A 23104-nucleotide genomic window follows, 5' to 3' on the forward strand; every position below is an offset into this window, starting at 1 on the left:
TTTATTCTTCACACTTTCTAACCTTCTGCCGCCCGCCGGCGGCCCCCTCACGGCCCGTGGATACCCTGCCCGACAACTGGCTCGCCCTCGCTTCCCTGGTGTTGATCCTGGGCATGAAGCACGGCTTCGACGCCGACCACCTGGCCACCATCGACGGCCTCACCCGCTTCAACAGCCGGCGCAACCCGGGCCTGGCGCGCTACTGCGGCACCCTCTTTTCCCTCGGCCACGGCGCCATCGTCGTCGCCATCGCCCTGGCGGTCGGCACCCTGGCGGACGTGTGGCAGGTGCCCGAATGGTTCGAATGGGTGGGCGGCCTCATCTCCATCGCCTTCCTCACCCTGCTCGGCGCCGTGAACCTGCGAGCCGTGCTGGCCGCCGCTCCGGGCGAGATGGTGCGCCCCGCCGGCATCAAGGGCCGTTTCCTCGGCCGCCTCACCGAAGCCGGCCACCCCCTGCTGGTGGCCGCCGTCGGCGCCCTCTTCGCCCTCTCCTTCGACACCCTGTCCCAGGCCGCCCTCTTCGCCTTCACCGCCACCCGCCACGGCGGCTGGGAACACGCCCTGGGCCTTTCCCTGCTGTTCATGCTGGGCATGCTCATCACCGACGGCATCAACGGCCTGTGGATCTCCCGCCTCATCGCCCGGGCCGACACGGTGGCCCTGGTGGCCTCCCGGGTCATGGGCCTGGTGGTCTCCGCCGTCAGCCTGCTGGTGGCCGCCTTCGGCGCCGCCAAGATGCTCTCCCCCTCGGTGGAAGCCTGGAGCGACGGCAAGGAACTAGCCTTCGGCTTCGCCCTGGTGTGCATCATCGCCGCCAGCTTCCTGCTCGCCCTGCGCCTCGCCCGCCGGCCCCTGCCGGCCTGAACCGCCCGCCCTATCCTGCGCTGTCATCCAACCACCTGCCACTGCTCTCGCACCCGGATATGAAAAATAAAAATATCTTCACACCTGGCCAAAACCAACGCCTCCAGGCGGCAATAAGGACGGCCCTGCTGGTCGGCGCCCTGCCGGGAGCCACATTGCTATTGCCGCTCCAGGCAGGGGCCGCAGGCATGCCGACCCTGGACGTGATCGAAGTGAAGGCCGGCGCCCAGGACCTGATCGGCGTCGCCGACGCCGCCAGCGTCGGCACGGTGACGGCGAAGCAGCTGGAGAACCGCCCCCTGCTGCGCCCGGCGGAAGTGCTGGAAACCGTGCCCGGCCTCATCGTCACCCAGCACGCCGGCGACGGCAAAGCCAACCAGTACTTCCTGCGCGGCTTCAACCTGGACCACGGCACCGACTTCTCCGTCGCCATCGACGGCATGCCCATCAACCTGCCGACCCACGCCCACGGCCACGGCTACCTGGACCTCAACTTCCTCATCCCCGAGCTGGTGGAGCGCATCCAGTACAAGAAGGGCCCCTACGCTGCCGAGGATGGCGACTTCTCCTCCGCCGGCAGCGCCCGCATCGACTACCGCCGCGCCCTGCCGGAGGACTACGTCAGCATCGGCCTCGGCAGCAACGGCTACCGCCGCCTGCTCACCGCCGCCGACAAGGAAACCGCCGGCGGCGGCCGCTGGCTGGGCGCCGTGGAGGTGTTCCACAACGACGGCCCCTGGGAAGTGCCGGAGCACTACAAGCGTCTCAACGGCGTGCTGCGCTATTCGGAAGGCACGCGCAACAACGGCCACTCGGTGGCCTTCATGGCCTACGACGGCGACTGGACCTCCACCGACCAGCTGGCGCGACGGGCCGTGGACCAGGGTCTGGTGAACCGCTACGGCAGCCTGGACCCCACCGCCGGCGGCAACACCCGGCGCCTCTCCCTCTCCGGCCAGTGGGCACGGCAGGACGGGGCGGTGCAGACCCGGGCCAACGCCTATCTGGTGGACTACCGGCTCAACCTCTTCTCCAACTTCACCTACGCCATGGACGATCCGGTCAACGGCGACCAGTTCGAGCAGGCCGACCGGCGCCGTTACGGCGGCTTCGGCTGGAGCCGCAGCCAGCCGGTGCAGTGGCTGGGCAAGGAAGGGGACTTCACCTGGGGCGTGCAGGGCCGCCAGGACGACATCGACAACGTGGGCCTTTACCGCACCGCCGCCCGCCAGCGCCTGTCCACCGTGCGCAGCGACAGCGTGAACCAGGGCAGCCTGGGCCTCTACGGCGAGTGGGGCGCCCAGTGGAGCGACTGGCTGCGCAGCGTCGCCGGCCTGCGCCACGACCGCTACCGCTTCAAGGTGGATTCCAGCCTGGCCGCCAATTCCGGCAAGGAAAACGACGGCATCACCAGCCCCAAGCTGTCCCTCATTTTCGGCCCCTTCGCCAACCAGGAGTTCTATTACAACTGGGGCCAGGGCTTCCACAGCAACGATGCCCGCGGCACCACCATCCGCGTCGATCCTTCCAACCCGGGCGACCCCATGTCCCGGGTGCCGGCCCTGGTCAAATCCCGGGGCCAGGAAGTGGGCTGGCGCAGCGCCCCGGCCCCCGGCTGGAACACCAGCGTCGCCCTGTGGCGCCTGGACCTGGATTCGGAACTGCTCTTCGTCGGCGACGCCGGCACCACCGAAGCCGGCCGCCCCAGCCACCGCCAGGGCGTGGAATGGTCCAACTACTGGACGCCCCGGGACTGGCTGACCCTGGATGCAGACATCGCCCTCTCCAAGGCCCGCTTCCGCGATGACGATGCCGCCGGCAAGCACATCCCCGGCGCCGTCGAACGCACCGCCTCCGTCGGCGTCGCCGTGCACGACCTGGGCCCCTGGCGCGGCGGCCTGCGCCTGCGCTACCTGGGCCCCCGGGCCCTGATCGAAGACGACTCGGTGCGCTCCGGCAGCTCGGTGATGGTCAATCTCAACGTGGGCTACAAGCTGGCCGCCAAGAGCCAATTGACCCTGGAAGTGCTCAACCTCTTCAACCGCAAGGCCAGCGACATCGACTACTACTACGAGTCCCGACTGCGAGGCGAAGCGGCGGCCGTGCCCGACGTGCACAGCCACCCGGCAGAACCCCGCATCTGGCGCCTGACCTATACCCAGCGATTCTGACAGGAAGCAGTAGGGGCCCCGGGGCCTACACAGCCCCAAGCCCTCAAACGAGCAGCGTCAGCCTTGAGTGCGGCGTGCAGGAAATGCGCCAAGAGCGCCGCCCGCGCCATCGGCTCCCAAATCGGCCGGGAGATCATCCGCGGGGTGCTGGGGTCGATTCCTGGTGGGGGTAGCAGCCGGCGGCGCTGAACTGCTGGTTAGCCACAGAGGACACAGAGAAAAGCCCCGCACCGGGAACGGTATGGGGCTTTTTCTCATGCGAGGTAAACCTATACCTCATCCAATCAGGTCTCTCTTGGGATATGTAAGAGAACATAGCGAAATTGATCGCCAAGTCCCGTACCAAAAGAAGAGTAGTCAGACCAGTTCACCTGGTATGTGTGCCGCAAGGTGAGCACATCTTGGCGCTTGTCTGTAGTTCCATCGGCAGCTCCATCGCCCCAAGCAGCATGGCCTTGCAATACTCGCCCCTCATGAATGCGGAAAGCAGAATCCACTGCGTTGTGTTTCTTTGATGGATTCCAGTAGGTCTGGTCATTCGTCAAAAAGATCGCCACGCCGCTGGAGCCACGGTGAGCCTGGGTATAGACCTCCAGACGCCCAACATCTTTGATGAAGTCATATCGCCCCAAGTCCTGAGCGCTCTGATTCCGCAAAAGGAAATCCTCTCCTGCGTAGGTCAGATTCGACAGCCTTGTTTTGTACTTCAACTCTATCGCTAATTCTTCACCATCCGACTGGACCAGCAAATCCAAATGCACGCGCTTGCCACTTTCCGCCACCTGCTTCTCCAGCCGAATGCTTGCTGTTGGATCGTCTAGCTGCAACTCCCAAGCCAAGGCGTGCTGAAAATCAGCCTCGGAATGGAATACAGGATGCTTTTTGCCCAGCTTCGCAAGCGTGGCTCGTATCTTATTTATCGGCATAGGCACTCCAACCTATCCAATCACCCCTTCGCCGCATGCCTCACTGCCGCCACCGCCGCCAGGCGGCCTTCGCGGACGAAGGCGTCCACGTTGGCTTCCAGGTCGTCCGGTTCGTACAGGTAGTTGACCATCATGCCGTAGGACTGTTTGAAGCCCTTGGCGGCGGTGTCGGCGAGGAAGTTGAGGCGCTCCACCCGGGCGCCGTTGCCCAGGTGGAAGCGGGCCACCGGGTCGAAGGGCTTGTCGCCGGACTTGCCGGTGAGCAGGTAGCGGGCGGCCAGGCGCACCAGGCCCGGCTCGATGAGCCGCGCCAGACGGGCATCTGCAGCCCATTCGCCCTTGGGCAGCAGGGCCCGCAGGGCATCGGCGTCGGGTTCGATGCCGGCCTGCTTGGCGATCTTGGCCAGATCGGGCGCGAAGCAGGCAGCGAACGCTTCCGGGTTGCGGTCGGCCCACAGGCGCAGGGTGGGCAGGGGTGAAAGGGTGGCGAAGGTCTTGAGGCGAGGGAAGTCCCGCTTCAGGTCGTCGATCACCCGCTTCAGCAGGAAGTTGCCGAAGGAGACGCCGCGCAGGCCCACCTGGGTGTTGGAGATGGAATAGAAAATGGCGGTGTCGGCCCGGTGCGGGTCGGCGGTGGGGGCGTCCTCGTCCAGCAGGTGCTGCACCGAGTCGGAGAGCTTATTGACCAGGGCCACTTCGACGAAGATGAGGGGCTCCACCGGCATGCGCGGGTGGAAGAAGGCGTAGCAGCGCCGGTCCGAGTCGAGACGGTTTTTCAGGTCCTTCCAGGAACGGATCTCGTGCACCGCTTCGTACTGGATCAGCTTTTCCAGCAGGGCCGCCGGGGCCTGCCAGGTGAGGCGGGAAATTTCCAGGAAGCCGACGTCGAACCAGGAGGTGAGACGGTTCTCCAGCTCCCGGTCCAGGGCCTTCAGTTCCGGGTCCTTGTCGAGAAAGCGCAGCAGGTCGGCCCGCAGGTCCACCAGGAATTTCACGCCCTGGGGAATGGCATTGAACTGGGTCAGGATGCGGATGCGGGAAGAACGCATGGCAGCCCGCAAGGCGGCTTCCGCATCCCACTGGGCGGGGCTGCCGACGGCCTGCTGGTAGGCGCTGTGGGCGGAGGCGACGCGCTTGGGATCGGGGCCGAACTCCAGGGCGATGACACGCAGGAATTCGTGGCGGCCCCCATCGTCCAGACCGAGATAGGTTTCCGCCAATTGGGCGGCCCGGGCCCGGGCGGAGACTTCGCCGCCCAGGCTGGCGGCGCATTCCTTCAGTTGTTCGCGGATGCGGGCCAGCTGTTTGGCTGGCAGGGCGGCAGCGGTTTTGCTGGGGGCGGTGGCCATGGGGCTTCTCCTTGTTCTTCCGGCGGGGGTGTCCCCGATGGTAGAGAAGCCCCGCGGCAAGTCAAGGCTGGCGCCGGGCCCGCAGCAGGATGAAGACGCCGATGGCAACCATGGGCAGGGACAGCCACTGCCCCATGCTGATGGCGTAGCTGTGGCCGAAGATGCCGGCATCGGGCTCGCGGAAGTATTCGGCGATGAAGCGGAAGGCGCCGTAGCCGATGAGGAAGACGCCGGAGACGGCGCCTGTGGGCCGAGGCCTGGCGGAGTAGAGCCACAGCAGGACGAACAGGCACAGCCCTTCCAGCCCGGCCTGGTAGAGCTGGGAGGGATGGCGCGGCTGGCTGTCCACCTGGGGGAAGATCATGGCCCAGGGCAGGCTGGCGTCGGCCACCCGGCCCCACAGTTCGCCGTTGATGAAATTGCCGATGCGCCCGGCGGCAAGACCGAGGGGCACCAGGGGGGCGATGAAGTCGGTGACGGTGAAGAAGGACTTGCCGTGCTTGCGCCCCCACCAGGCCATGGCCACCAGCACGCCGAGGAAGCCGCCGTGGAAGGACATGCCGCCCTTCCACACCGCCAGGATTTCCGCCGGATTGGCGAAGTAGTAGCCCGGCTCGTAGAACAGCACCTGGCCCAGGCGCCCGCCCAGGACCACGCCGAGGACACCCCAGAAAAGCAGGTCGTCGAGCTGTTCCAGACTCCAGCCGCCGTCGGGCCGGCGCCGGATGCGCTGACGCCCGAGGAAATAGAAGGCGGCGAAAGCCACCAGGTACATGAGACCGTACCAGCGCACGGCCAGGGGGCCGAGGGATACGGCGATGGGATCGAACTGGGGATGGATGAGCATGGAAAGACCGGGAGGCGAGGCGTAAGGCCGCAAGCCTAGCAGTATCGGCTCAAACCTTGAAGCGTTCCGCCGTCTGCCGCATCTCCTGGGCCAGGGCCGCCAGATTGCCGGACAGCTGGGCGGTGTTCTCCGCGCCCCGGTTGTTTTCCTCGCTCATCTGGGCGATCTGCTCCACGTGGCCGGCGATCTGGTTGCTGGCTTCCCCCTGCTCCCGCAGGGCGCCGGAGATGGCATTCACCTCCTGCTCCACTTCCGCCGCCCCGGCGGTGATGCGGGTCACTGCACCGCCCGCCGTGTCGGCCAGGGTCACACCCTGCTCCACCAGGCCCACGGCCTGCTCCATGCCGGAGGAGGCATGGTCCACGCCGGACTGGATGGCGGCGATCTTGGCGGCGATGTCCTGGGTCGCCAGGGCGGTGCGCTCGGCCAGCTTGCGCACTTCGTCGGCCACCACGGCGAAGCCCCGGCCCTGCTCCCCGGCCCGGGCGGCTTCGATGGCGGCGTTGAGGGCCAGCAGATTGGTCTGGTCCGCCACCTCCTTGATCACCTGGACGATGCCGGAAATTTCCTGGGAGGCCACGCCCAGTTCCCGGATGGCGGCGGCCGTCTCCTCGATGCGGCGGGCGATGCCGCCCATGGAGTCCACCGCATTGGCGATGACGCCGCCCCCTTCCCGGGAGGCCTGGCCGGAGGCCTGGGCCAGCTCGAAGGCCCGGCTGGCGTTGTCCGCCACCTGGTTGATGCTCACCGTCAGCTGTTCCACCGTGGCCGCCATGGAGGATGCGGCCTCGGACTGGGCGCCGGAGCCGGCGGAAACCTGGCGCGAGGCCTCGGCCAGGCTGTCGGCGGCAGAGGCCACCTGGGCAATGCCGGCCAGCATGGATTGCAGGGCGGCGCGCACCGAAGCGGTTAGGTGGTTCACCGACTGGGCCGTTTCGCCGATTTCGTCGTGGCCATGGGCGTCGAGCTGGCGGGTAAAGTCGGCGCTCTGTTCGATGCCCAGCACTTCCTCGCGGATCTTCTGCAGGGGCCGGACGATGGAACCGTAGAGCCAGAAAGCCAGCACCGCACCGAGGGCCAGGGCCACCAGATTGATGCCGATGATCCACATCTGGCCGACCCGGGAAATGGTGCGGGCCTCCTGCTGGGCCTTTTCGGCGCCCTTCACGGTGTAGTCCACGATGGCGTCGATGGTGGGCCGCAGGGCGCGGATGGCCTTGCGCGAATCGCCCTCGAAATAGGCGATGCTTTCGTCCCGCCGCCCTTCCCGGGCCAGGGCCACCATCCGCTCGTGGGTCGCCAGATAGGCCTCAAGCTTTTCCCGATAGGCGGCATAGAGGGCTTTTTCTTCGTCGCCATGGATCAGGGACTGGAAGGCCTGGTCAAACTTGCGCAAGGCCTCGAGATTCTGGTTGCCGCGCTTTACCGCGTCGTCGATTTCCGCGCTGTTGCGGGCGATCAGCAGCTGGGTCTCCCGGTTGCGGAAGTCCAGGGACTCGGCATTGATGCCGGAAGCGGCCCGGATGCTGGGCTGCCAGACATCGGAAATCTCGGCCAGGGACTGCTCCAGCCGGTCAAAACGATTCAGGCCGACCACCCCGACCAGGGTGATCAGAACCTGCATGGCGACAAGGGAGAACACCAGTTTTCGGGAAATGCGCATGGCTTTTAACTCCGTCTTTTGCAGCAAAAACCGTGGAACGCCGCCGTTTTCGTCAAGCGGGCGTCCGATCATAACATGCTAGTATTTAGGCCCTGATTTTCAGCCGCCCGGACCGGTTCCGGGCAGCCTACGTTGTCTGGAGACCCGACTATGCCCGCCTATCGTTCCCGCACCTCCACCCACGGCCGCAACATGGCCGGCGCCCGCGCCCTGTGGCGCGCCACCGGCATGAAGGACGGCGATTTCGGCAAGCCCATCATTGCCGTGGTGAACTCCTTCACCCAGTTCGTGCCCGGCCACGTGCACCTGAAGGACCTGGGCCAGCTGGTGGCCCGGGAGATCGAGGCGGCCGGCGGCATCGCCAAGGAATTCAACACCATCGCCATCGACGACGGCATCGCCATGGGCCACGACGGCATGCTCTACAGCCTGCCCTCCCGGGACCTGATCGCCGACTCCGTGGAATACATGGTGAACGCCCACTGTGCCGACGCCATGGTGTGCATCTCCAACTGCGACAAGATCACCCCGGGCATGCTGATGGCCGCCATGCGGGTCAATATCCCCACCATCTTCGTCTCCGGCGGCCCCATGGAAGCCGGCAAGGTGAAGTGGGAAGGCAAGACCATCGCCGTCGATCTGATCGACGCCATGATCAAGGCCGGCGACAGCAACTGCTCCGACGCGGAAGTCGAGGAATTCGAGCGCTCCGCCTGCCCCACCTGCGGCTCCTGTTCCGGCATGTTCACCGCCAACTCCATGAACTGCCTGACCGAAGCCCTGGGTCTGTCCCTGCCCGGCAACGGCACCCTGGTGGCCACCCACGCCGACCGCAAGGGCCTCTTCCTCGAAGCCGGCCGCCGCATCGTGCGTCTGGCCCAGCGCTGGTACGAAGAGAACGACGCCTCCGTGTTGCCCCGCTCCATCGCCAACCAGAAGGCCTTCGAGAACGCCTTCGCCCTGGACGTGGCCATGGGCGGTTCCACCAACACCGTGCTGCACCTCCTGGCCACCGCCCAGGAAGCCGGTGTCACCTTCACCATGGCAGACATCGACGCCATCTCCCGCAAGGTGCCCTGCCTGTGCAAGGTGGCCCCGGCTACCCAGGACTACCACATCGAGGACGTGCACCGGGCCGGCGGCATCATGGCCATTCTGGGCGAACTGTCCCGCGGCGGCCTGATCCACCGCGACACCCCCACCGTGCACTGCCACACCCTGGGCGAAGCCATCGACACCTACGATGTGCAGCGCGCCGGCTCCCAGCGCACCCTGGAATTCTTCCGCGCCGCCCCTGGCGGCATCCCCACCCAGACCGCCTTCAGCCAGGACCGCCGCTACACCGAACTGGACCAGGACCGCAGCAACGGCTGCATCCGCAACGTGGCCCACGCCTACAGCAAGGAAGGCGGCCTGGCCGTCCTGCACGGCAACATTGCCCTCGACGGCTGCATCGTGAAGACCGCCGGCGTCGATGAATCTATCTGGAAATTCACCGGCAAGGCCAAGGTCTATGAGAGCCAGGATTCCGCCGTCACCGCCATCCTGGGCGGCGAAGTGGTGGCCGGCGACGTGGTGGTGATCCGCTACGAAGGCCCCAAGGGCGGCCCCGGCATGCAGGAAATGCTCTACCCCACCAGCTATCTCAAGTCCCGCGGCCTGGGCAAGGAATGCGCCCTGCTCACCGACGGCCGCTTCTCCGGCGGCACCTCCGGCCTCTCCATCGGCCACGCTTCCCCGGAAGCGGCCGAGGGCGGCGCCATCGGCCTGGTGCGCACCGGCGACACCATCGAGATCGACATCCCCGGTCGCCGCATCCATCTGGCGGTCTCCGATGCGGAGCTGGGAAAGCGCCGCGCCGAGGAAAACGCCAAGGGCGACAAGGCCTGGAAGCCCACGGAAGAACGGGGCCGCGTCGTTTCCAAGGCCCTGCAGGCCTACGCCCTGATGGCCACCTCCGCCGACAAGGGCGCCGTGCGCGACCTGGGCCAGCTGACCAAGTCCAAGTAAGCCCGCCCGCAGCGAGGCCACCGGAACCCGGCCCCAGGCACATGCCCGGGGCCGGGTTTTTCTTTGCCGGACCCAGGCCGGCAAGACGCCCAACACGTTGATTCTTATAATGGATGGCTGAACTTTTTGTCCTGTTAGCACTCTACTGATGTGAGTGCTAAACTGTGCACAAGAAGTTCAAGGAGGACCCACCCTATGACCCAAGCTTTGACCCTGTCTCATGGCCTGCCCTCTGCGGTAGGCAACCTGGATGCCTACATCCAGGCGGCTCGGCGCTTCCCGATGCTGAGCGAGGCTGAGGAATTCGCCCTGGCCCGCCGTCTCCGCGAGGAAGACGACGTGGATGCTGCACGTCAATTGGTGCTCTCCCATCTGCGTCTGGTCATCGCCATCGCCCGGGGCTACCTGGGTTACGGCCTGCCCCATGCGGACCTGATCCAGGAAGGCAACATCGGCCTGATGAAGGCGGTGAAGCGCTTCGACCCCAGCCGCGGCGTGCGTCTGGTGTCTTTCGCCATGCACTGGATCAAGGCTGAAATCCACGAATACATCCTGAAGAACTGGCGCCTGGTCAAAGTGGCCACCACCAAGGCCCAGCGCAAGCTGTTCTTCAACCTGCGCAGCCTCAAGGCCAGCAGCGACACCCTGACCCCGGCCGAAGTGGACGAGATCGCCTACAAGCTGGGGGTCAAGGCCGAGGAAGTGGTGGAAATGGAAACCCGCATGGGTGGCCGCGACCTGGCCCTGGACGGCTCGCCGGATGACGAGGACGACAACCGGGTGGCACCCATCGCCTACCTGGCCGACAGTGCCGCCGAGCCGACCCAGGTGCTGGAAGCCCGGGAATACGACCGGCTGCAGAGCGACGGCCTGCAACAGGCCCTGGCCGGCCTGGACGAGCGCAGCCGGCGCATCGTCGAAGCCCGCTGGCTGGACGAGGAAAACCCGGCCACCCTGCACGACCTGGCAGCCGAATTCGGCGTTTCCGCCGAGCGCATCCGCCAGATCGAGGTCAAGGCCCTGCAGAAGATGAAGGGCCTGCTGGCAGCCTGAACCGCCCGGCACCCCACGGCAAAAAGGCCGGCTCCCGTCAGGGGCCGGCCTTTTTCTTTGCCCGATCCTTTGCCCGATCCGGCGCCGGCTCAGTCCTCACGCAGCAGCCGGCGCAGGTCCGCCACCACGGCGGGCACCTGGGCGTTATCCGGAATGAGGAGCCGCAGCCGTCCCTGGGGATCGTAGACGTAGGCGCCGGCCGTGTGATCCAGGGTGTAGCCCAGGCCGCCGCCCACCTCCTGGCGCACCGCGGTGATGCGGAACTCGGCCACGGTCCGGGCCAGGGTTTCCCGGTCACCCCACAGGCCGAGGAAGGACGGGTCGAACCAGGTGACGTACTCGCCCAGGCGGGCCGGGCTGTCCCGCTCCGGGTCCAGGGTGACGAACAGCACCTGCAGCCGCTGCCGCTCCTCCCCCAGGGCCTCCCGCACCGCGGCGAAGCGGGCCAGGGCGGTGGGGCAGATATCGGGGCAGGAGGTGTAGCCGAAGAAGAGGATCACCACCCGGCCGCGGAAGTCCGCCAGACGCCGGGGCTGGCCGCCCTGGTCCGCCAGGGCGCGCGGGAACTCGGCGGCGAAGGTGGCACCGCTGAGATCAGTATGGTGAAAGGGCTGGGGCGGTGAGCAGGCCGTCAGGCCCCAGCACAGCGCCACCCAGAGGAGGAGGTGCTTCACGGCAGCGCCAGCCGGGCCTCGATGGCCCGGGCCAGGGCTTCCGGCTTGGTCATGGGCTCATAGCGCCCCACCGCCCGGCCCTGCCGGCCCACCAGGAACTTGGTGAAATTCCACTTGATCGCGGCCGTGCCGAGCCAGCCGGGCTGCTCCTGCTTGAGCCAGCGGAAGAGCGGATCGGCCTGGGGACCGTTGACCTCGAGACGGGCGAAGACGGGAAAGCTGACGTCGTAGTTGAGGGAGCAGAAACTGGCGATCTCCTCGGCGCTGCCCGGCTCCTGGGCGCCGAACTGGTTGCAGGGAAAGGCCAGCACCGTCAGGCCCTGCTCCCGGTAGCGCCGGTAAAGGGCCTCCAGGCCCGCGTACTGGGGCGTGAAACCGCAACGGCTGGCCGTATTGACGATGAGCAGCACCTGCCCCCGGTAATCGGCCAGGGACTGCTGGCTGCCGTCGGCACGGCGGACGGAAAAATCGAAGACGGTCGTCATGGCGCAAACCCCGGTGGAGAAGCCGCCACTTTACTCCAGCCCGCCCCTCAGCCCAGGAAGCGGCTCATCCAGAGGGGCATGGTCAGCATGGAGGCCAGGGTGGAGGCGGAGATGAGCCAGGCCACGCTCTGCCCGTCGCCCCCCATGCGCATGGCCAGGATGTAGGCCGAGGAGGCCGTGGGCAGGGCGGCGAAAAGGATGGCCACGTGGTAGTAGAGGCCGGACAGCCCCAGCAGGGGACCGGCGAAGATGGCCACCAGGGGCAGCAGCAGGAGCTTTACCCCCAGGATGTAGAAGGAGGCGGAACGCACCTCGGCCTGGCCCCGCAGGCGCAGGGCCGCCCCCACGGCCAGCAGACCCAGGGCGATGGAGGCGTCCCCCAGGCGGGAGAGAAACATCTGCAGGGGCGCCGGCGGCACGAAGCCGGCCAGGTTGAGCAGGAAGCCGGAGGCGGTGGCCCAGATCAGGGGATTGCGGGCCACCTCGCGCAGGGCACCGGCCTCGCCGTGGCGGGCCAGCATCCACACCGCCGACAGGTTGGCCAGGGGCACGGCAGCGCCGACGATGAGGCCCATGGTGGCGATGCCCGGGGTGCCGAAGAGCAGGCCCGCCGCCGCCAGGGCGATGTAGGAATTGAAGCGGAAGCCGCACTGGAACAGGGAGGCCAGCACCAGGGGCTTGAGGCGGAAACACTTGAGACCGGCCCAGCTCAGCACCATGCCCGCGCCCATGGAGAGCAGGGCGGTGGCCAGCAGGGGCGCCGCCGCCGCCAGGTCCAGGCGGGTCTTCAGCACCGCATTGACCAGCAGGGCGGGGAAGAGGATGAAATAGACCAGCTTCTCGATGCCGGCCCAGAAATGATCCCCCAGATGCATGTAGCGGCGCAGCAGCAATCCCAGGAGGATCAGGCAGAAATCGGGCAGGAGCAGGAGGGCGGTGGTCATGGCGACATTCTACCGAGGCCGGAGAAAGCACCCCTTGGCCTTTGCCGCATAGTGAATTCGGTCACGCCGAAGGCTGGTGCCGCCGTGGGAGAATGGCGCCAAACAACATTCAGGGAATCGATCATGCGCGACAACGCCATTGTCCAGTTTGGCCCCCAGTACCACGTGGGCATCCCCCAGGTGGACCAGGAGCACCAGCAGCTGTTCGCCATCGTCGCCCGCATCCAGCAGGCCCTGGAGCAGGACGGCGACACGGCCCAGAACGAAGCCCGCCGGGCGGTGGCCGAGCTGCTGGAATACACCCGCACCCACTTCGCCAGCGAGGAAGCCCTGATGGAGGCGGCCGCCTACCCTGCCCTGCCGGCCCACCGGGAACTGCACCGGGAACTGCTGCTGCAGGTGGGGGAAATGGAACTGCGGGTGGAAGTGGGCGAACCGTCGGCCAGCCTGGATCTTTCCCGCTTCCTGGCCAAGTGGCTGATCAACCACATCCAGGTGGCCGACCAGCGCTTTGGCGCCTTTGTCACAGAACGCAGCTAGGCCCCGGCCTGGCCGCCGTGGCGGCCACCCAGGAAAAAAGGCGCCCGCGGGCGCCTTTTTTGTCGCAGCAGTTCCGGCTTAGAGGCGGTACTGGGCCACCACCTGCTGCATCTCCTGGGCCAGGTGGGCCAGTTCGCCGGCGGTGTCGGAGGTGGATTGGGCGGCGGCGCTGTTCTCCTCGGACATCTGGGCAATCTTCTCCACCTGCTGGGCAATGGCGGTGCTGGCCATGCTCTGCTCCCGGATGGCATCGGAAATGTCGCCCACCATGTCCACCGTCTTGCGCGAACCCTCGCCGATTTCCTGGATCGCCTCGTTGGCCTGCTCGGCCCGGGAGACGCCCTCGTCCACCTTTTCCACCACGGCGTGGATGCCATGGACGGCAGCCTGGGCGCCTGCCTGCATCTCCAGGATGGTACTGGCGATTTCCTGGGTGGACTGGGTGGTGCGCTCGGCCAGCTTGCGCACTTCGTCGGCCACCACGGCGAAGCCGCGCCCCTGCTCGCCGGCACGGGCGGCCTCGATGGCGGCGTTGAGGGCCAGCAGGTTGGTCTGGTCGGCCACTTCCTTGATCACTGCCACCACGTTGTTGATGCGCTCGCTCTGCTGTTCCAGGCGGGCGATCTGCTCGGAGGCGTTGCGCACGGTTTCGGCAATGCCGTTGATGCCCTGCACCGTGTCGCCGATGATGCCCTCGCCCTTGTGGGCCAGTGCGCCGGAAGCGGAGGAAAGCTGGTTGGCCTCGCCGGCCCGGTCAGCCACATGGGTAATGCTGACGGTCATCTCCTCCACCGTGGCGGCCATGCTGGAAGCGGCCTCACTCTGGTGGCCGGAGGCGATGGACATCTGGTGGGAAGCGGTGGCCACCCGGTTGGCGGCATTGTTCACCGCATCGGTATGGTTGCTGATTTCCCGGAAACTGGCCTGCAGGCGGTCCAGCAGGCGGTTGAAGGCGGTGGAGGCCTGGGCCACTTCATCGGTGCCACGGACCTCCAGGCGACCGGTGAAATCCAGCTCCTTCTCGATGCGGGAGAACATGGAGACCATGTTGCCGAGGGAGCTGTCCACATGGCGGTAGACCATGAAACCGAGCCCGGCAACGCCGGCGGTACACAGCAGGATCACCACGATGGAGATCACCTTGCCGGTTTGATAGGCCTCGCCGGCCTTGCGCACTTCTTCTTCGGCCAGATGCTCGTTGTACTTGCTGTGGGCTTCGACGTTCTCTGCCAGGCTCTTGGACACCTCGCCGGCCTGGCCCATACCGTTCCTGGCTTTTTCCCCATGTCCGGCCTTGGTATCGGCGATGGCCGGGTCGATCAGGGCGTAGTACTCCTTCACCAGGGCCTTGCTGGTTTCCAGGTACTGGCGATCCTTGTCGTCGCTGATCAGCTTCTCGTAATCCTGCAGGGACTGGAGCAGATCCTTCTTGGCGCCTTCGATGCGCTGTTCCACCGCCGGCCGCTGCTCTTCCGTGCTGAGGAGAAACACCAGCATCTGGGTGCGCAGGCGCAGGAAATTGGATTCCATGCTGGCCACCTTGCGGATGCTGGGGATGGAGTTCTCGTGGGCATACTCCAGGTTGGCATTGATGGCCCCCATCTCTTTCAGGCCGAAACCGCCGACCACGATGAGGCCGGCCACCGCCAGCAGGATGAGGAGGGCGAGGCGTTTGGCGATCGTCATTTTTATCCCTTTTCCAATCAAACCATGCAATATGGCTATAACTTATCGCATATTACCTGCGATGAGGATAGGGATTATGTCCGCTTTTTGCCTGACCGCACCCTGACATTTCCTGTCATGCCGCCATCTCCTCAAACCACCCCCAGGTTCTGCAGGCGCTGCCATTCCTCCGCCGTCACCCCGAACTCGGCCAGGATGGCCTGGCCATGCTCCCCGGGCGCTGGCGCCGGCCGCACCGGCTCGGCCGGCATGTCGGAGAGGCGCACCGGCGGCCCGTACTGGGTGATGCCGTCAGCCTGGATGCCCATGCCCCGGGCCTGGAAGTGGGGATGGGCCAGGGCCTCGGCCACGCTCAGCACCGGCGTGACGCAGCAATCGACCCGGGCGAACTTTTCCACCCAGTAGGACTGGGGCTGGCTGGCGAACAGGGTCTCCAGCTCTGTCCGCATGGCCCTGGCCTCGGCCCCGGTGGCGCCATGGCGGGCCTTCCACCGGGGCTGGCCGAGGGTGTCGCAGAAGAGGTCCCAGAACTTGCGCTCCAGGGGCGCCACCGCCATGTAGCGGCCATCCGCCGTGGCGTAGACGCCGTAGCCCGCATCGCCGCCGCTGAGCATGTCCCGGCCCCGTTCCGGCACGCTCCCGCTGCCCTGCAGGGCGAACAGGGGAAAGAGGTTGTGGGCCAGAGCCGCATCGCTCATGGAGACGTCCACGAAACGCCCCTGGCCGCTGCGCCGGGCATCGAAGAGGGCCGCCAGGATACCCATCACGGCACTCATGGCGCCGCCCAGCAGATCGCCGATCTGCAGGTTGGGAATGGCCGGCTGGCCACCGTCCACGCCGATCTGGTCGAGGATGCCGGCGTAGCCGATGTAGTTGAGGTCGTGGCCCGCCGCCAGGGCCAGGGGACCGCTCTGGCCGTAGCCGGTGATGGCGCAGAACACCAGGCGGGGATTGAGGCTGCGCAGGGCCTCGTAGCCCACGCCCAGCTTGTCCATGACGCCGGGGCGGAAGCTCTCGACGACCACGTCGGCCTCCGCCGCCAGGCGCCGGAACAGGGCCGCCCCTTCGGGATTTTTCAGGTCCAGGCGCAGGCCCCGCTTGTTGCGGTTCACCGCCCGGTAGAAGACGCTGACCCCCTCGGGGCCGTCGCCCATGGTGCGGGCGTAATCGCCGGCGCCGTGGTCTTCGATCTTGATCACGTCGGCCCCCAGGTCGGCCAGATGCAGGGTGGCCACCGGGCCGGGCAGGAGGCGGGTCAGGTCGAGGATGCGGACACCTTGCAGGGGCTTGCTGGCCATGTTTGCTCGCTGGGACTGAAGACAATAAAACGGGGTGGCGCCGATCGGACGCCACCCCGTCGTTTTCCCGTGGGGTCGGGGTGGGTTTGTATTTATTCGTAGGTGCGGATGTCCTCGATGACCTTGCCGTCGTTGGGCAGGTCGCCGGGGCTGACGAATCTGACTTCGCCGCGCAGCTTGGTGACGTCCCGGATGCTGGCGACCACCGCGTCGCCGAGCACGTCGTCGCCGCGCCCGCTCTCGCAGTGCAGGACCATGCGGTCCTGGCCGAGGGCATTGTCCACCACCAGGCGGGCCTTGCCGATTTCCGGATGGCGCTTGACCACCGCCGCCACCTGGTGCGGATGGACGAACATGCCTTTGACCTTGGTGGTCTGGTCGGCCCGTCCCAGCCAGCCCTTGATGCGCACGTTGGTGCGGCCGCAGGGGGAGATGCCAGGCAGCACGGCGGAGAGGTCGCCGGTAGCAAAGCGAAGCAGGGGGTAGTCCAGGTTGAAGGTGGTGATGAGCACCTCCCCCACCTCGCCGTCGGCCACCGGATCGCCGGTGCCGGGACGGACGATTTCCATCAGCACGTCCTCGTCCAGGGTCAGCCCCTGCTGGGCCTCGGATTCGTAGGCGATCATGCCCAGGTCTGCCGTGGCGTAGCACTGGCGCACCGTGATGCCGCGGGCGTTGAGAGCCTGGCGCAGGGAAGGCGGCAGGGCCTCGCCGGAGACCAGGGCCTTGGTCAGGGACGTGGCGTCGGCCTTCAGCTCGTCCGCCTTCTCCAGGATGATCTTGAGGAAGGAGGGCGTGCCGACGTAGGCCGCCGGCTTCAGGTCGTTGATGGCCTGCACCTGCATCTCGGTCTGGCCGATGCCGGCGGGAAATACCGGGCAGCCCAGCTTGTGGGCAGCCCCTTCCAGCATGAAGCCGGCCGGGGTGAAGTGGTAGGAAAAGGTGTTGTGGATCAGCTCTCCGGCGCGGAAGCCGGCGCCGTGCAGGGCCCGGGCGAAACGCCACCAGTCCTGGCCCCGCCCTTCCGGATCGTAGATGGGCCCGGGGGAGGCATAGACCCGGGAGAGCCCGGAGAGAGGCGTCGCATTGATGCCGCCGAAGGGCGCCTGCTCCCGCTGCAGATGCACCAGGTCGCTCTTGCGCGTCACCGGCAGGCGGGCCAGGGCGGCACGGTTGTGGATGTCATTGGGATTGACCTCCGCCAGCAGCCGCGCGAAGTACGGCGAATGCAGCTTGGCGTGGGCCACCTGCCGCGGCAGCCGCTCCATCAGTGAGCGCTCCCGTTCCTCAGGATCGCGGGTTTCCAGGGAGTCGTAGTATTTCATCTGGCGTTCCTTAATCGACGCTCATCAATTCTGTTTTTGTTCCGACGCGAGACAGGTCCTGAGACGGCCAAGTAGCGCTGCAAGACTAGGCGCGCATCCGCGCCGTGTGCACCGGGCACATAAGCGGATAAGCAACGACGTATTGCAGCGCGCACGGCCTTCTCACGAGAGCCAGCGTTTGCGGCGGCGGTAGTGCTTGACGTCCTTGAAGCTCTTGCGCCCCGCCGACGACAGCCCCAGGTAGAACTCCTTCACGTCCTCGTTGGAGGCCAGTTCCTTGGCGTCCCCTTCCATCACCACCCGGCCGTTTTCCAGGATGTAGCCCAGGTCGGCGTAGCGCAGGGCCACCATGGTGTTCTGCTCGGCCAGGAGGAAACTGACGTTCTCCCGGGAGTTGAGGTCCTTCACGATCTCGAAGATTTCCTCGACGATCTGGGGCGCCAGGCCCATGGAGGGCTCGTCCAGCAGGATCATTTCCGGCTTGGCCATGAGGGCGCGGCCGATGGCGCACATCTGCTGTTCGCCGCCGGAGGTGTAGCCGGCCTGGGAAGTGCGCCGGGTCTTCAGGCGCGGGAAGTAGTGGTACACCATCTCCAGGTTCTGCTTCAGCTCGGCCCGGGAGTTGCCCCGGGTGTAGGCACCGGTGAGCAGATTTTCCTCGATGGAGAGGTGGGCGAAGCAGTGGCGTCCTTCCATGACCTGGATGACACCCCGCTTGACGAGTTCGTTGGGGGTCAGCTGATCCACCCGGGTGCCCTTGAACTCCACGCTGCCCTTGGTGACGTCGCCCCGTTCGGCGTGCAGCAGGTTGGAGATGGCTTTCAGGGTGGTGCTCTTGCCGGCGCCGTTGGCGCCCAGCAGGGCCACGATCTTGCCCTTGGGCACCGTCAGGGAGACGCCCTTCAGCACCAGGATCACGTGGTCGTAGATGACCTCGATGTTGTTGATGCTGAGGTAGTTCTCCGGGGCGGCCGGGGTGGCTTGAGTGGTCGTGTTCATAGGCTTAGTTTCCCTTCTCTTGGGGCGGGGGGACGGGGCCTGCCGGCCCCGTCCCGGGCTCAGGTCGCTAGGGCGCCTCAGCCTTCCTTGCTGCAGTCACGCGGGGTGATGCCCTTTTCCTTGGCGTACTTGCCGGCGGATTCCTCGATCATGGGACGGACCATGTCCTTGTCCGCATCGACCCAGTCGGAAACCACCTTCCAGGCCTTGCCGTCCCACTGCTGGAACTTCACCTTGCCGGAACCTTCGTGGTCGGCGCAGGTGATGGTCAGGTCGGGCATGAAGCCTTCGGCTCCCAGTTCCTTGAGGCGCTTGGCATCGATCTGCAGATGCTCGAAGCCCCAGCGGGCCTGCTCGGCGGTAAGGGGCTTGCCCTTGCCGAACTTCTCCTGGGCGACACGGATGGCTTCCACGGTGATGATGCCGTGCACCACGCCCCGGTTGTAATAGACGGAGCCGACCCGGGACTTGTCTTCCATGTTGCCCTTGTTCTTCTTGTAGACGTTGTCCTGGATCGCCTTCACCACCGGGTAGTTGGTGCCGGCCACGTTGAAGCCGGCGGCGGTGAAGCCCTTGGCGGCATCGCCGGCGGGCACGGTGTCTTCCTCGGCACCGGACCACCACACGCCCACCATCTTCTCCCGCGGGAAGCCGGTCTTGGCGGCGGCCTTGAGGGCTGTCGGGTTCATCACGCCCCAGCCCCACAGGATCACCCAGTCGGGACGCTCCTGGCGGATGGTCAGCCACTGGGACTGCTGCTCGTTGCCCGGGTGGGCCACGGGGATGGTCTTCAGGTTGAAGCCGTGCTTGGCGGCCTGCTTTTCCAGCACCGGGATGCCTTCCTTGCCGAAGGCGGAGTCGTGGTAGAGATAGACGATCTTCTTGCCCTTGAGCTTGTCCAGGCCGCCTTCCTTCTGGCCGATGTACTTGACCATGCCGGTGGCCTGGGACCAGTAGGTGGTGATCATGGGGAAGACCCAGGGGAAGACCCGGCCGTCAGCCGCGTCGGTACGGCCGTAGCCGATGGTCACCATGGGGATCTTGTCCTGGGCCACCTTGTCCAGCACCGAATAGGTGATGCCGGTGGACAGGGGCTGGAAGGTGGTGTTGCCGGTGGCGCCCTTCTTCTTCAGCCGCTCATAGCACTCCACGCCGCGGGCGTTGTTGTACTCGGTCTCGCATTCTTCCCAGGTCAGCTTGACGCCGTTGATGCCGCCGTCCCGCTCGTTGACCAGGGTCATGTAGTCGATCCAGCCGCCGTAGATGCCGGAGCCGCCGGCCGCATAGGGACCGACCCGGTAGGAAGGCAGGCCGATGAACTGTTCCTTGGCCTGGGCCAGGACGGAACCGGAAACCGCTGCGGAGGCTACCGCGGCAGCGAACAGGGCGATGGTTTTCACTTTCATTGTCTTGTCTCCTCTACTGATTATGTGGGTGCTGCTTTGACTTCCAATGCCTGGGTTAGTGGGGGAAAGGCCACAGACGCAGCTTTTCCTTGCCGATCTGCCACAGTCTCGCCAGGCCGTGGGGCTCGACGATGAGGAAGAAGATGATGAGCCCGCCGAAGACCATCAGCTGCAGGTTGGAGCTGATGCTGGGGGGCAGGAGGCCGGTGAGGAAATCCTGGATCAGCACGTCCAGGAAAATCGGCAGCAGCACGATGAAGGCCGCGCCGAGGAAGGAGCCCATGATGGAGCCCACCCCGCCGATGATGATCATGAACAGGATCTTGAAGGACAGGTCCAGGTTGAAACCTTCCGGCTCCACCGTGCCCAGGTAGGCATAGGCGTAGAGGGCGCCGGCGACACCGCAGTAGAAGGAGCTGATGGCGAAGGCCAGGAGCTTGGTGTGCATGATGCGGATGCCGATCACCTCGGCCGCCACGTCCATATCCCGCACCGCCATCCAGGCCCGGCCGACGGAGCTGCGCACCATGTTCTTGGCCGCCAGTGCCATCACCGCCACGATGGTCAGCACCAGCAGGTAGAGGGAAATGGGCGTGTCGAAGCGGTAGCCGAGAATCTGGATCTCCTGGGCGGTGATGACGCCGGAGGAGGAATCCATGGAGAACCAGCCAAACTTGGTCAGGGCCCAGACGATGAAGAACTGGGCCGCCAGGGTCGCCACCGCCAGGTAGAAGCCCTTGATGCGCAGGGACGGCAGGCCGAAGAGAATGCCCACGGCCGCCGCCGAGAGGCCGCCGCCAACGAAGGCCAGCAGCACCGGCATGCCCTCGATGCGGCCCATGAAGTTGTAGGCGGCGAAGGCCCCCACCGCCATGAAGGCGGCGGAGCCCAGGGACAGCTGGCCGGCGTAGCCGGTGAGGATGTTGAGGCCCAGGGCCGCCAGGGAAAAGATGAGGAAGGGGATCAGGATGGCCTTGATCCAGTATTCGCTCGCCACCATGGGCACCACCAGGGCCGCCACCACCAGGATCAGGCCGATGGCGATACGGTCCTGGCGGATGGGAAAGATCTGCTGGTCGGCAGCGTAGCTGGTCTTGAATTGTCCGGCTTCACGGTAAAGCATGGTTTTGTCCTCTCCTTAAACCCGGTCGATGTGCTTCTCGCCGAACAGGCCTTCGGGCCGGATCAGCAGGAAGGCGAGGGCCATCACATAGGGGAACCAGGAGTCGATGCCGCCGCCCACATAGCCCCCCAGATACACTTCCGCCAGCTTCTCGGTGGAACCGATGATGAGGCCGCCGACGATGGCGCCGGGGACCGAGGTGAAGCCGCCGAGAATCAATACCGGCAAGGCTTTCAGGGCGGTGAAGGTGAGCGCGAACTGGACCCCGTTGCGGGCGCCCCAGAGCAGGCCCGCCACCAGGGCGACGAAGCCGGCCACGGCCCAGACGATGCGCCAGATGTTCTGCAGCGGGATGCCGATGGAGAGGGCCGCCTGGTGGTCGTCCGCCACGGCCCGCAGGGCGCGGCCCACCCGGGTGTATTGGAAGAACAGGGCCAGCAGGGTGACCAGGGCCGCGGCAACGCCGGCGGCGAAGAGGTCGAAGCTGGAAACCAGGATGCCCGCCTTGTCCATGATCCACTCGATGGGCTCGTCCTGGATGCCCAGGTCCAGGCCGCGCACGGTGGAGCCCCAGATGCCCTGGGCCAGGCCTTCGACGAAGAAGGTGAGGCCGATGGTGGCCATGAACAGGGTGATGTGGGGCTGGTTCACCAGGGGCCGCAGGACGATGCGCTCGGTGGCGATGCCCAGCAGCACCATGGCGCCGAAGGCCAGGATCAGGGCCAGCCAGAAGGGCGCCCCCATTTCCTGGAAGCCGACGAAAGTCAGGGCGGCGAAGAAGACCATGGCGCCCTGGGCGAAATTGAAGACGCCGGATGCCTTGTAGATCATGACGAAGCCCAGGGCCACGAAGGAGTACATCACCCCCGAGAGCAGGCCGCCGATCAGCACTTCGAAAAAGAATTGCATATTCCGTTCCTCCTTTTAGTGGGCCACGCCCAGGTAGGCGGAAATCACCTCCTGGTTGTTGCGCACATCGTCAGGCGTGCCGTCGCCGATCTTCTTGCCGTAATCCAGGACCACCACCCGGTCGGAGATGTCCATCACCACGCCCATGTCGTGCTCGATGAGGACGATGGTGGTGCCGAACTGGTCGTTCACATCCAGGATGAAGCGGCACATGTCCTGTTTCTCTTCCACGTTCATGCCGGCCATGGGCTCGTCCAGCAGCAGCAGGGAAGGCTCGGCGGCCAGGGCCCGGCCCAGCTCTACCCGCTTCTGCAGGCCGTAGGGCAGGCGCCCCACCGGGGTCTTGCGGATGTGCTGGATTTCCAGGAAGTCGATGACCTCCTCCACCTTCTCCCGGTGGGCCAGCTCTTCCTTCTGAGCCCGGCCCAGGTACAGGGCCTGCTCCAGGAAGCCGCACTTCATCTTGGTGATGCGCCCGGTCATGATGTTGTCGAGCACGCTCATGCCCTTGAACAGGGCGATGTTCTGGAAGGTGCGGGCGATGCCCTGGGTGGCCGCCATGTGGGGCTCCATCTTCTTGCGCTCTTCGCCGTGGAAGACGATGCGGCCTTCCTGGGGGTGGTACACCCCGTTGATGACGTTGAGCATGGAGCTCTTGCCGGCGCCGTTGGGGCCGATGATGGCGCGGATCTCGTGTTCCTTCACGTTGAAGGAAATGTCGGTGAGGGCCTTCACCCCGCCGAAGCGCAGGGAGATGTTCTGCAGGTCGAGGATCACCTCGCCGACCCGGCGCCCATTCTGGTTTTGTTCGCTCATGAAACGCTCCGTTC

The 23104-nt window shown here is 66.0% G+C and carries 20 protein-coding genes; 5 read left to right on the forward strand and 15 right to left on the reverse strand.

Features of this window, described 5'->3' with window-relative positions:
* Positions 1–56: 56 nt before the first annotated feature.
* Together OEL49_RS08430 and OEL49_RS08435 are read left to right on the forward strand one after the other, a co-directional pair.
* Positions 57–866: a nickel transporter gene (locus tag OEL49_RS08430; protein WP_287874407.1), complete on the forward strand. Its 810-nt coding sequence runs from the start codon at positions 57–59 to the stop codon at positions 864–866.
* A gap of 188 nt (positions 867–1054) precedes the next feature.
* Positions 1055–3037 carry a TonB-dependent receptor gene (locus OEL49_RS08435; protein WP_287874408.1) on the forward strand — a complete coding sequence of 661 codons (1983 nt, stop codon included), beginning with the start codon at positions 1055–1057 and terminating at the stop codon, positions 3035–3037.
* A 284-nt stretch (positions 3038–3321) separates the two neighbouring features.
* On the opposite strand, the gene OEL49_RS08445 is transcribed toward OEL49_RS08435, so the two are convergent.
* The 4 genes from OEL49_RS08445 to OEL49_RS08460 form a co-directional block, all read right to left on the reverse strand.
* Positions 3322–3963, reverse strand: a complete 642-nt coding sequence (locus OEL49_RS08445) for a hypothetical protein (protein WP_287874410.1) — start codon at positions 3961–3963, stop codon at positions 3322–3324.
* A gap of 20 nt (positions 3964–3983) precedes the next feature.
* Positions 3984–5312 (reverse strand): malonyl-CoA decarboxylase, encoded by a 1329-nt coding sequence (locus OEL49_RS08450; protein WP_205231281.1) that lies wholly within the window; start codon positions 5310–5312, stop codon positions 3984–3986.
* A 61-nt stretch (positions 5313–5373) separates the two neighbouring features.
* Entirely contained in the window at positions 5374–6159 is a 786-nt protein-coding gene (gene lgt / locus OEL49_RS08455) for a prolipoprotein diacylglyceryl transferase (protein ID WP_014236227.1), read from the reverse strand.
* 49 nt (positions 6160–6208) lie between these two features.
* Positions 6209–7822, reverse strand: coding sequence for a methyl-accepting chemotaxis protein (locus tag OEL49_RS08460; protein WP_014236226.1), 1614 nt, complete (start codon positions 7820–7822; stop codon positions 6209–6211).
* A 150-nt stretch (positions 7823–7972) separates the two neighbouring features.
* Here OEL49_RS08460 and ilvD point away from each other — a divergent pair, with 150 nt between their 5' ends.
* Together ilvD and rpoH are read left to right on the forward strand one after the other, a co-directional pair.
* Complete coding sequence (ilvD, locus tag OEL49_RS08465) at positions 7973–9832, forward strand: dihydroxy-acid dehydratase (protein ID WP_287874411.1); 1860 nt, start codon at positions 7973–7975, stop codon at positions 9830–9832.
* 195 nt (positions 9833–10027) lie between these two features.
* Positions 10028–10885: an RNA polymerase sigma factor RpoH gene (gene rpoH, locus OEL49_RS08470; RefSeq protein WP_014236224.1), complete on the forward strand. Its 858-nt coding sequence runs from the start codon at positions 10028–10030 to the stop codon at positions 10883–10885.
* An 89-nt stretch (positions 10886–10974) separates the two neighbouring features.
* On the opposite strand, the gene OEL49_RS08475 is transcribed toward rpoH, so the two are convergent.
* The 3 genes from OEL49_RS08475 to OEL49_RS08485 are packed head-to-tail and all read right to left on the reverse strand — an operon-like array spanning position 10975 to position 12988.
* The gene (locus OEL49_RS08475) at positions 10975–11559 is read right to left on the reverse strand and encodes an SCO family protein (RefSeq protein WP_205231275.1); all 585 of its coding nucleotides are present in this window, start codon (positions 11557–11559) and stop codon (positions 10975–10977) included.
* Positions 11556–12044, reverse strand: a complete 489-nt coding sequence (locus OEL49_RS08480; RefSeq protein WP_205231274.1) for a glutathione peroxidase — start codon at positions 12042–12044, stop codon at positions 11556–11558. Before OEL49_RS08480 ends, OEL49_RS08475 begins: the two co-directional genes overlap by 4 nt.
* A gap of 47 nt (positions 12045–12091) precedes the next feature.
* On the reverse strand, positions 12092–12988 hold the full coding sequence (locus tag OEL49_RS08485; RefSeq protein WP_205231273.1) for an AEC family transporter: 897 nt from the start codon (positions 12986–12988) through the stop codon (positions 12092–12094).
* A 123-nt stretch (positions 12989–13111) separates the two neighbouring features.
* On the opposite strand from OEL49_RS08485, the gene OEL49_RS08490 reads away from it, so the two are divergent.
* On the forward strand, positions 13112–13528 hold the full coding sequence (locus tag OEL49_RS08490) for a bacteriohemerythrin (RefSeq protein ID WP_205231272.1): 417 nt from the start codon (positions 13112–13114) through the stop codon (positions 13526–13528).
* 78 nt (positions 13529–13606) lie between these two features.
* On the opposite strand, the gene OEL49_RS08495 is transcribed toward OEL49_RS08490, so the two are convergent.
* From OEL49_RS08495 to OEL49_RS08530, 8 genes are all read right to left on the reverse strand, one after another.
* Positions 13607–15214 (reverse strand): methyl-accepting chemotaxis protein, encoded by a 1608-nt coding sequence (locus OEL49_RS08495; protein WP_287874412.1) that lies wholly within the window; start codon positions 15212–15214, stop codon positions 13607–13609.
* A 131-nt stretch (positions 15215–15345) separates the two neighbouring features.
* A complete protein-coding gene (locus tag OEL49_RS08500) occupies positions 15346–16512 on the reverse strand; it encodes a CaiB/BaiF CoA transferase family protein (RefSeq protein WP_287874413.1) in 1167 nt (388 codons plus the stop codon).
* A 92-nt stretch (positions 16513–16604) separates the two neighbouring features.
* Entirely contained in the window at positions 16605–17837 is a 1233-nt protein-coding gene (locus tag OEL49_RS08505) for a phenylacetate--CoA ligase family protein (protein WP_014236217.1), read from the reverse strand.
* A gap of 162 nt (positions 17838–17999) precedes the next feature.
* A complete protein-coding gene (locus OEL49_RS08510) occupies positions 18000–18836 on the reverse strand; it encodes an ABC transporter ATP-binding protein (protein ID WP_014236216.1) in 837 nt (278 codons plus the stop codon).
* Between the two features lie 77 nt (positions 18837–18913).
* Complete coding sequence (locus tag OEL49_RS08515; protein WP_014236215.1) at positions 18914–20242, reverse strand: ABC transporter substrate-binding protein; 1329 nt, start codon at positions 20240–20242, stop codon at positions 18914–18916.
* Positions 20243–20297: 55 nt separating this feature from the next.
* Positions 20298–21365, reverse strand: coding sequence for a branched-chain amino acid ABC transporter permease (locus OEL49_RS08520; protein ID WP_014236214.1), 1068 nt, complete (start codon positions 21363–21365; stop codon positions 20298–20300).
* A 15-nt stretch (positions 21366–21380) separates the two neighbouring features.
* On the reverse strand, positions 21381–22274 hold the full coding sequence (locus OEL49_RS08525) for a branched-chain amino acid ABC transporter permease (RefSeq protein WP_014236213.1): 894 nt from the start codon (positions 22272–22274) through the stop codon (positions 21381–21383).
* A gap of 15 nt (positions 22275–22289) precedes the next feature.
* Positions 22290–23090, reverse strand: a complete 801-nt coding sequence (locus OEL49_RS08530) for an ABC transporter ATP-binding protein (protein ID WP_130459446.1) — start codon at positions 23088–23090, stop codon at positions 22290–22292.
* Between the last annotated feature and the right edge of the window lie 14 nt (positions 23091–23104).

The sequence above is a fragment of the Azospira sp. genome, assembly GCF_030247495.1.
GTDB classification, from domain to species: Bacteria; Pseudomonadota; Gammaproteobacteria; order Burkholderiales; family Rhodocyclaceae; genus Azospira; species Azospira oryzae.

Excerpts from the sequence above, each read along its gene's own strand:
- OEL49_RS08435 (WP_287874408.1), top strand. The coding sequence starts at position 1,055 with ATGCCGACCCTGGACGTGATCGAAGTGAAGGCCGGCGCCCAGGACCTG.
- OEL49_RS08445 (WP_287874410.1), bottom strand. The coding sequence starts at position 3,963 with ATGCCGATAAATAAGATACGAGCCACGCTTGCGAAGCTGGGCAAAAAG.
- OEL49_RS08450 (WP_205231281.1), bottom strand. The coding sequence starts at position 5,312 with ATGGCCACCGCCCCCAGCAAAACCGCTGCCGCCCTGCCAGCCAAACAG.
- lgt (WP_014236227.1), bottom strand. The coding sequence starts at position 6,159 with ATGCTCATCCATCCCCAGTTCGATCCCATCGCCGTATCCCTCGGCCCC.
- OEL49_RS08460 (WP_014236226.1), bottom strand. The coding sequence starts at position 7,822 with ATGCGCATTTCCCGAAAACTGGTGTTCTCCCTTGTCGCCATGCAGGTT.
- ilvD (WP_287874411.1), top strand. The coding sequence starts at position 7,973 with ATGCCCGCCTATCGTTCCCGCACCTCCACCCACGGCCGCAACATGGCC.
- rpoH (WP_014236224.1), top strand. The coding sequence starts at position 10,028 with ATGACCCAAGCTTTGACCCTGTCTCATGGCCTGCCCTCTGCGGTAGGC.
- OEL49_RS08480 (WP_205231274.1), bottom strand. The coding sequence starts at position 12,044 with ATGACGACCGTCTTCGATTTTTCCGTCCGCCGTGCCGACGGCAGCCAG.
- OEL49_RS08485 (WP_205231273.1), bottom strand. The coding sequence starts at position 12,988 with ATGACCACCGCCCTCCTGCTCCTGCCCGATTTCTGCCTGATCCTCCTG.
- OEL49_RS08490 (WP_205231272.1), top strand. The coding sequence starts at position 13,112 with ATGCGCGACAACGCCATTGTCCAGTTTGGCCCCCAGTACCACGTGGGC.
- OEL49_RS08495 (WP_287874412.1), bottom strand. The coding sequence starts at position 15,214 with ATGACGATCGCCAAACGCCTCGCCCTCCTCATCCTGCTGGCGGTGGCC.
- OEL49_RS08500 (WP_287874413.1), bottom strand. The coding sequence starts at position 16,512 with ATGGCCAGCAAGCCCCTGCAAGGTGTCCGCATCCTCGACCTGACCCGC.
- OEL49_RS08505 (WP_014236217.1), bottom strand. The coding sequence starts at position 17,837 with ATGAAATACTACGACTCCCTGGAAACCCGCGATCCTGAGGAACGGGAG.
- OEL49_RS08510 (WP_014236216.1), bottom strand. The coding sequence starts at position 18,836 with ATGAACACGACCACTCAAGCCACCCCGGCCGCCCCGGAGAACTACCTC.
- OEL49_RS08515 (WP_014236215.1), bottom strand. The coding sequence starts at position 20,242 with ATGAAAGTGAAAACCATCGCCCTGTTCGCTGCCGCGGTAGCCTCCGCA.
- OEL49_RS08520 (WP_014236214.1), bottom strand. The coding sequence starts at position 21,365 with ATGCTTTACCGTGAAGCCGGACAATTCAAGACCAGCTACGCTGCCGAC.
- OEL49_RS08525 (WP_014236213.1), bottom strand. The coding sequence starts at position 22,274 with ATGCAATTCTTTTTCGAAGTGCTGATCGGCGGCCTGCTCTCGGGGGTG.
- OEL49_RS08530 (WP_130459446.1), bottom strand. The coding sequence starts at position 23,090 with ATGAGCGAACAAAACCAGAATGGGCGCCGGGTCGGCGAGGTGATCCTC.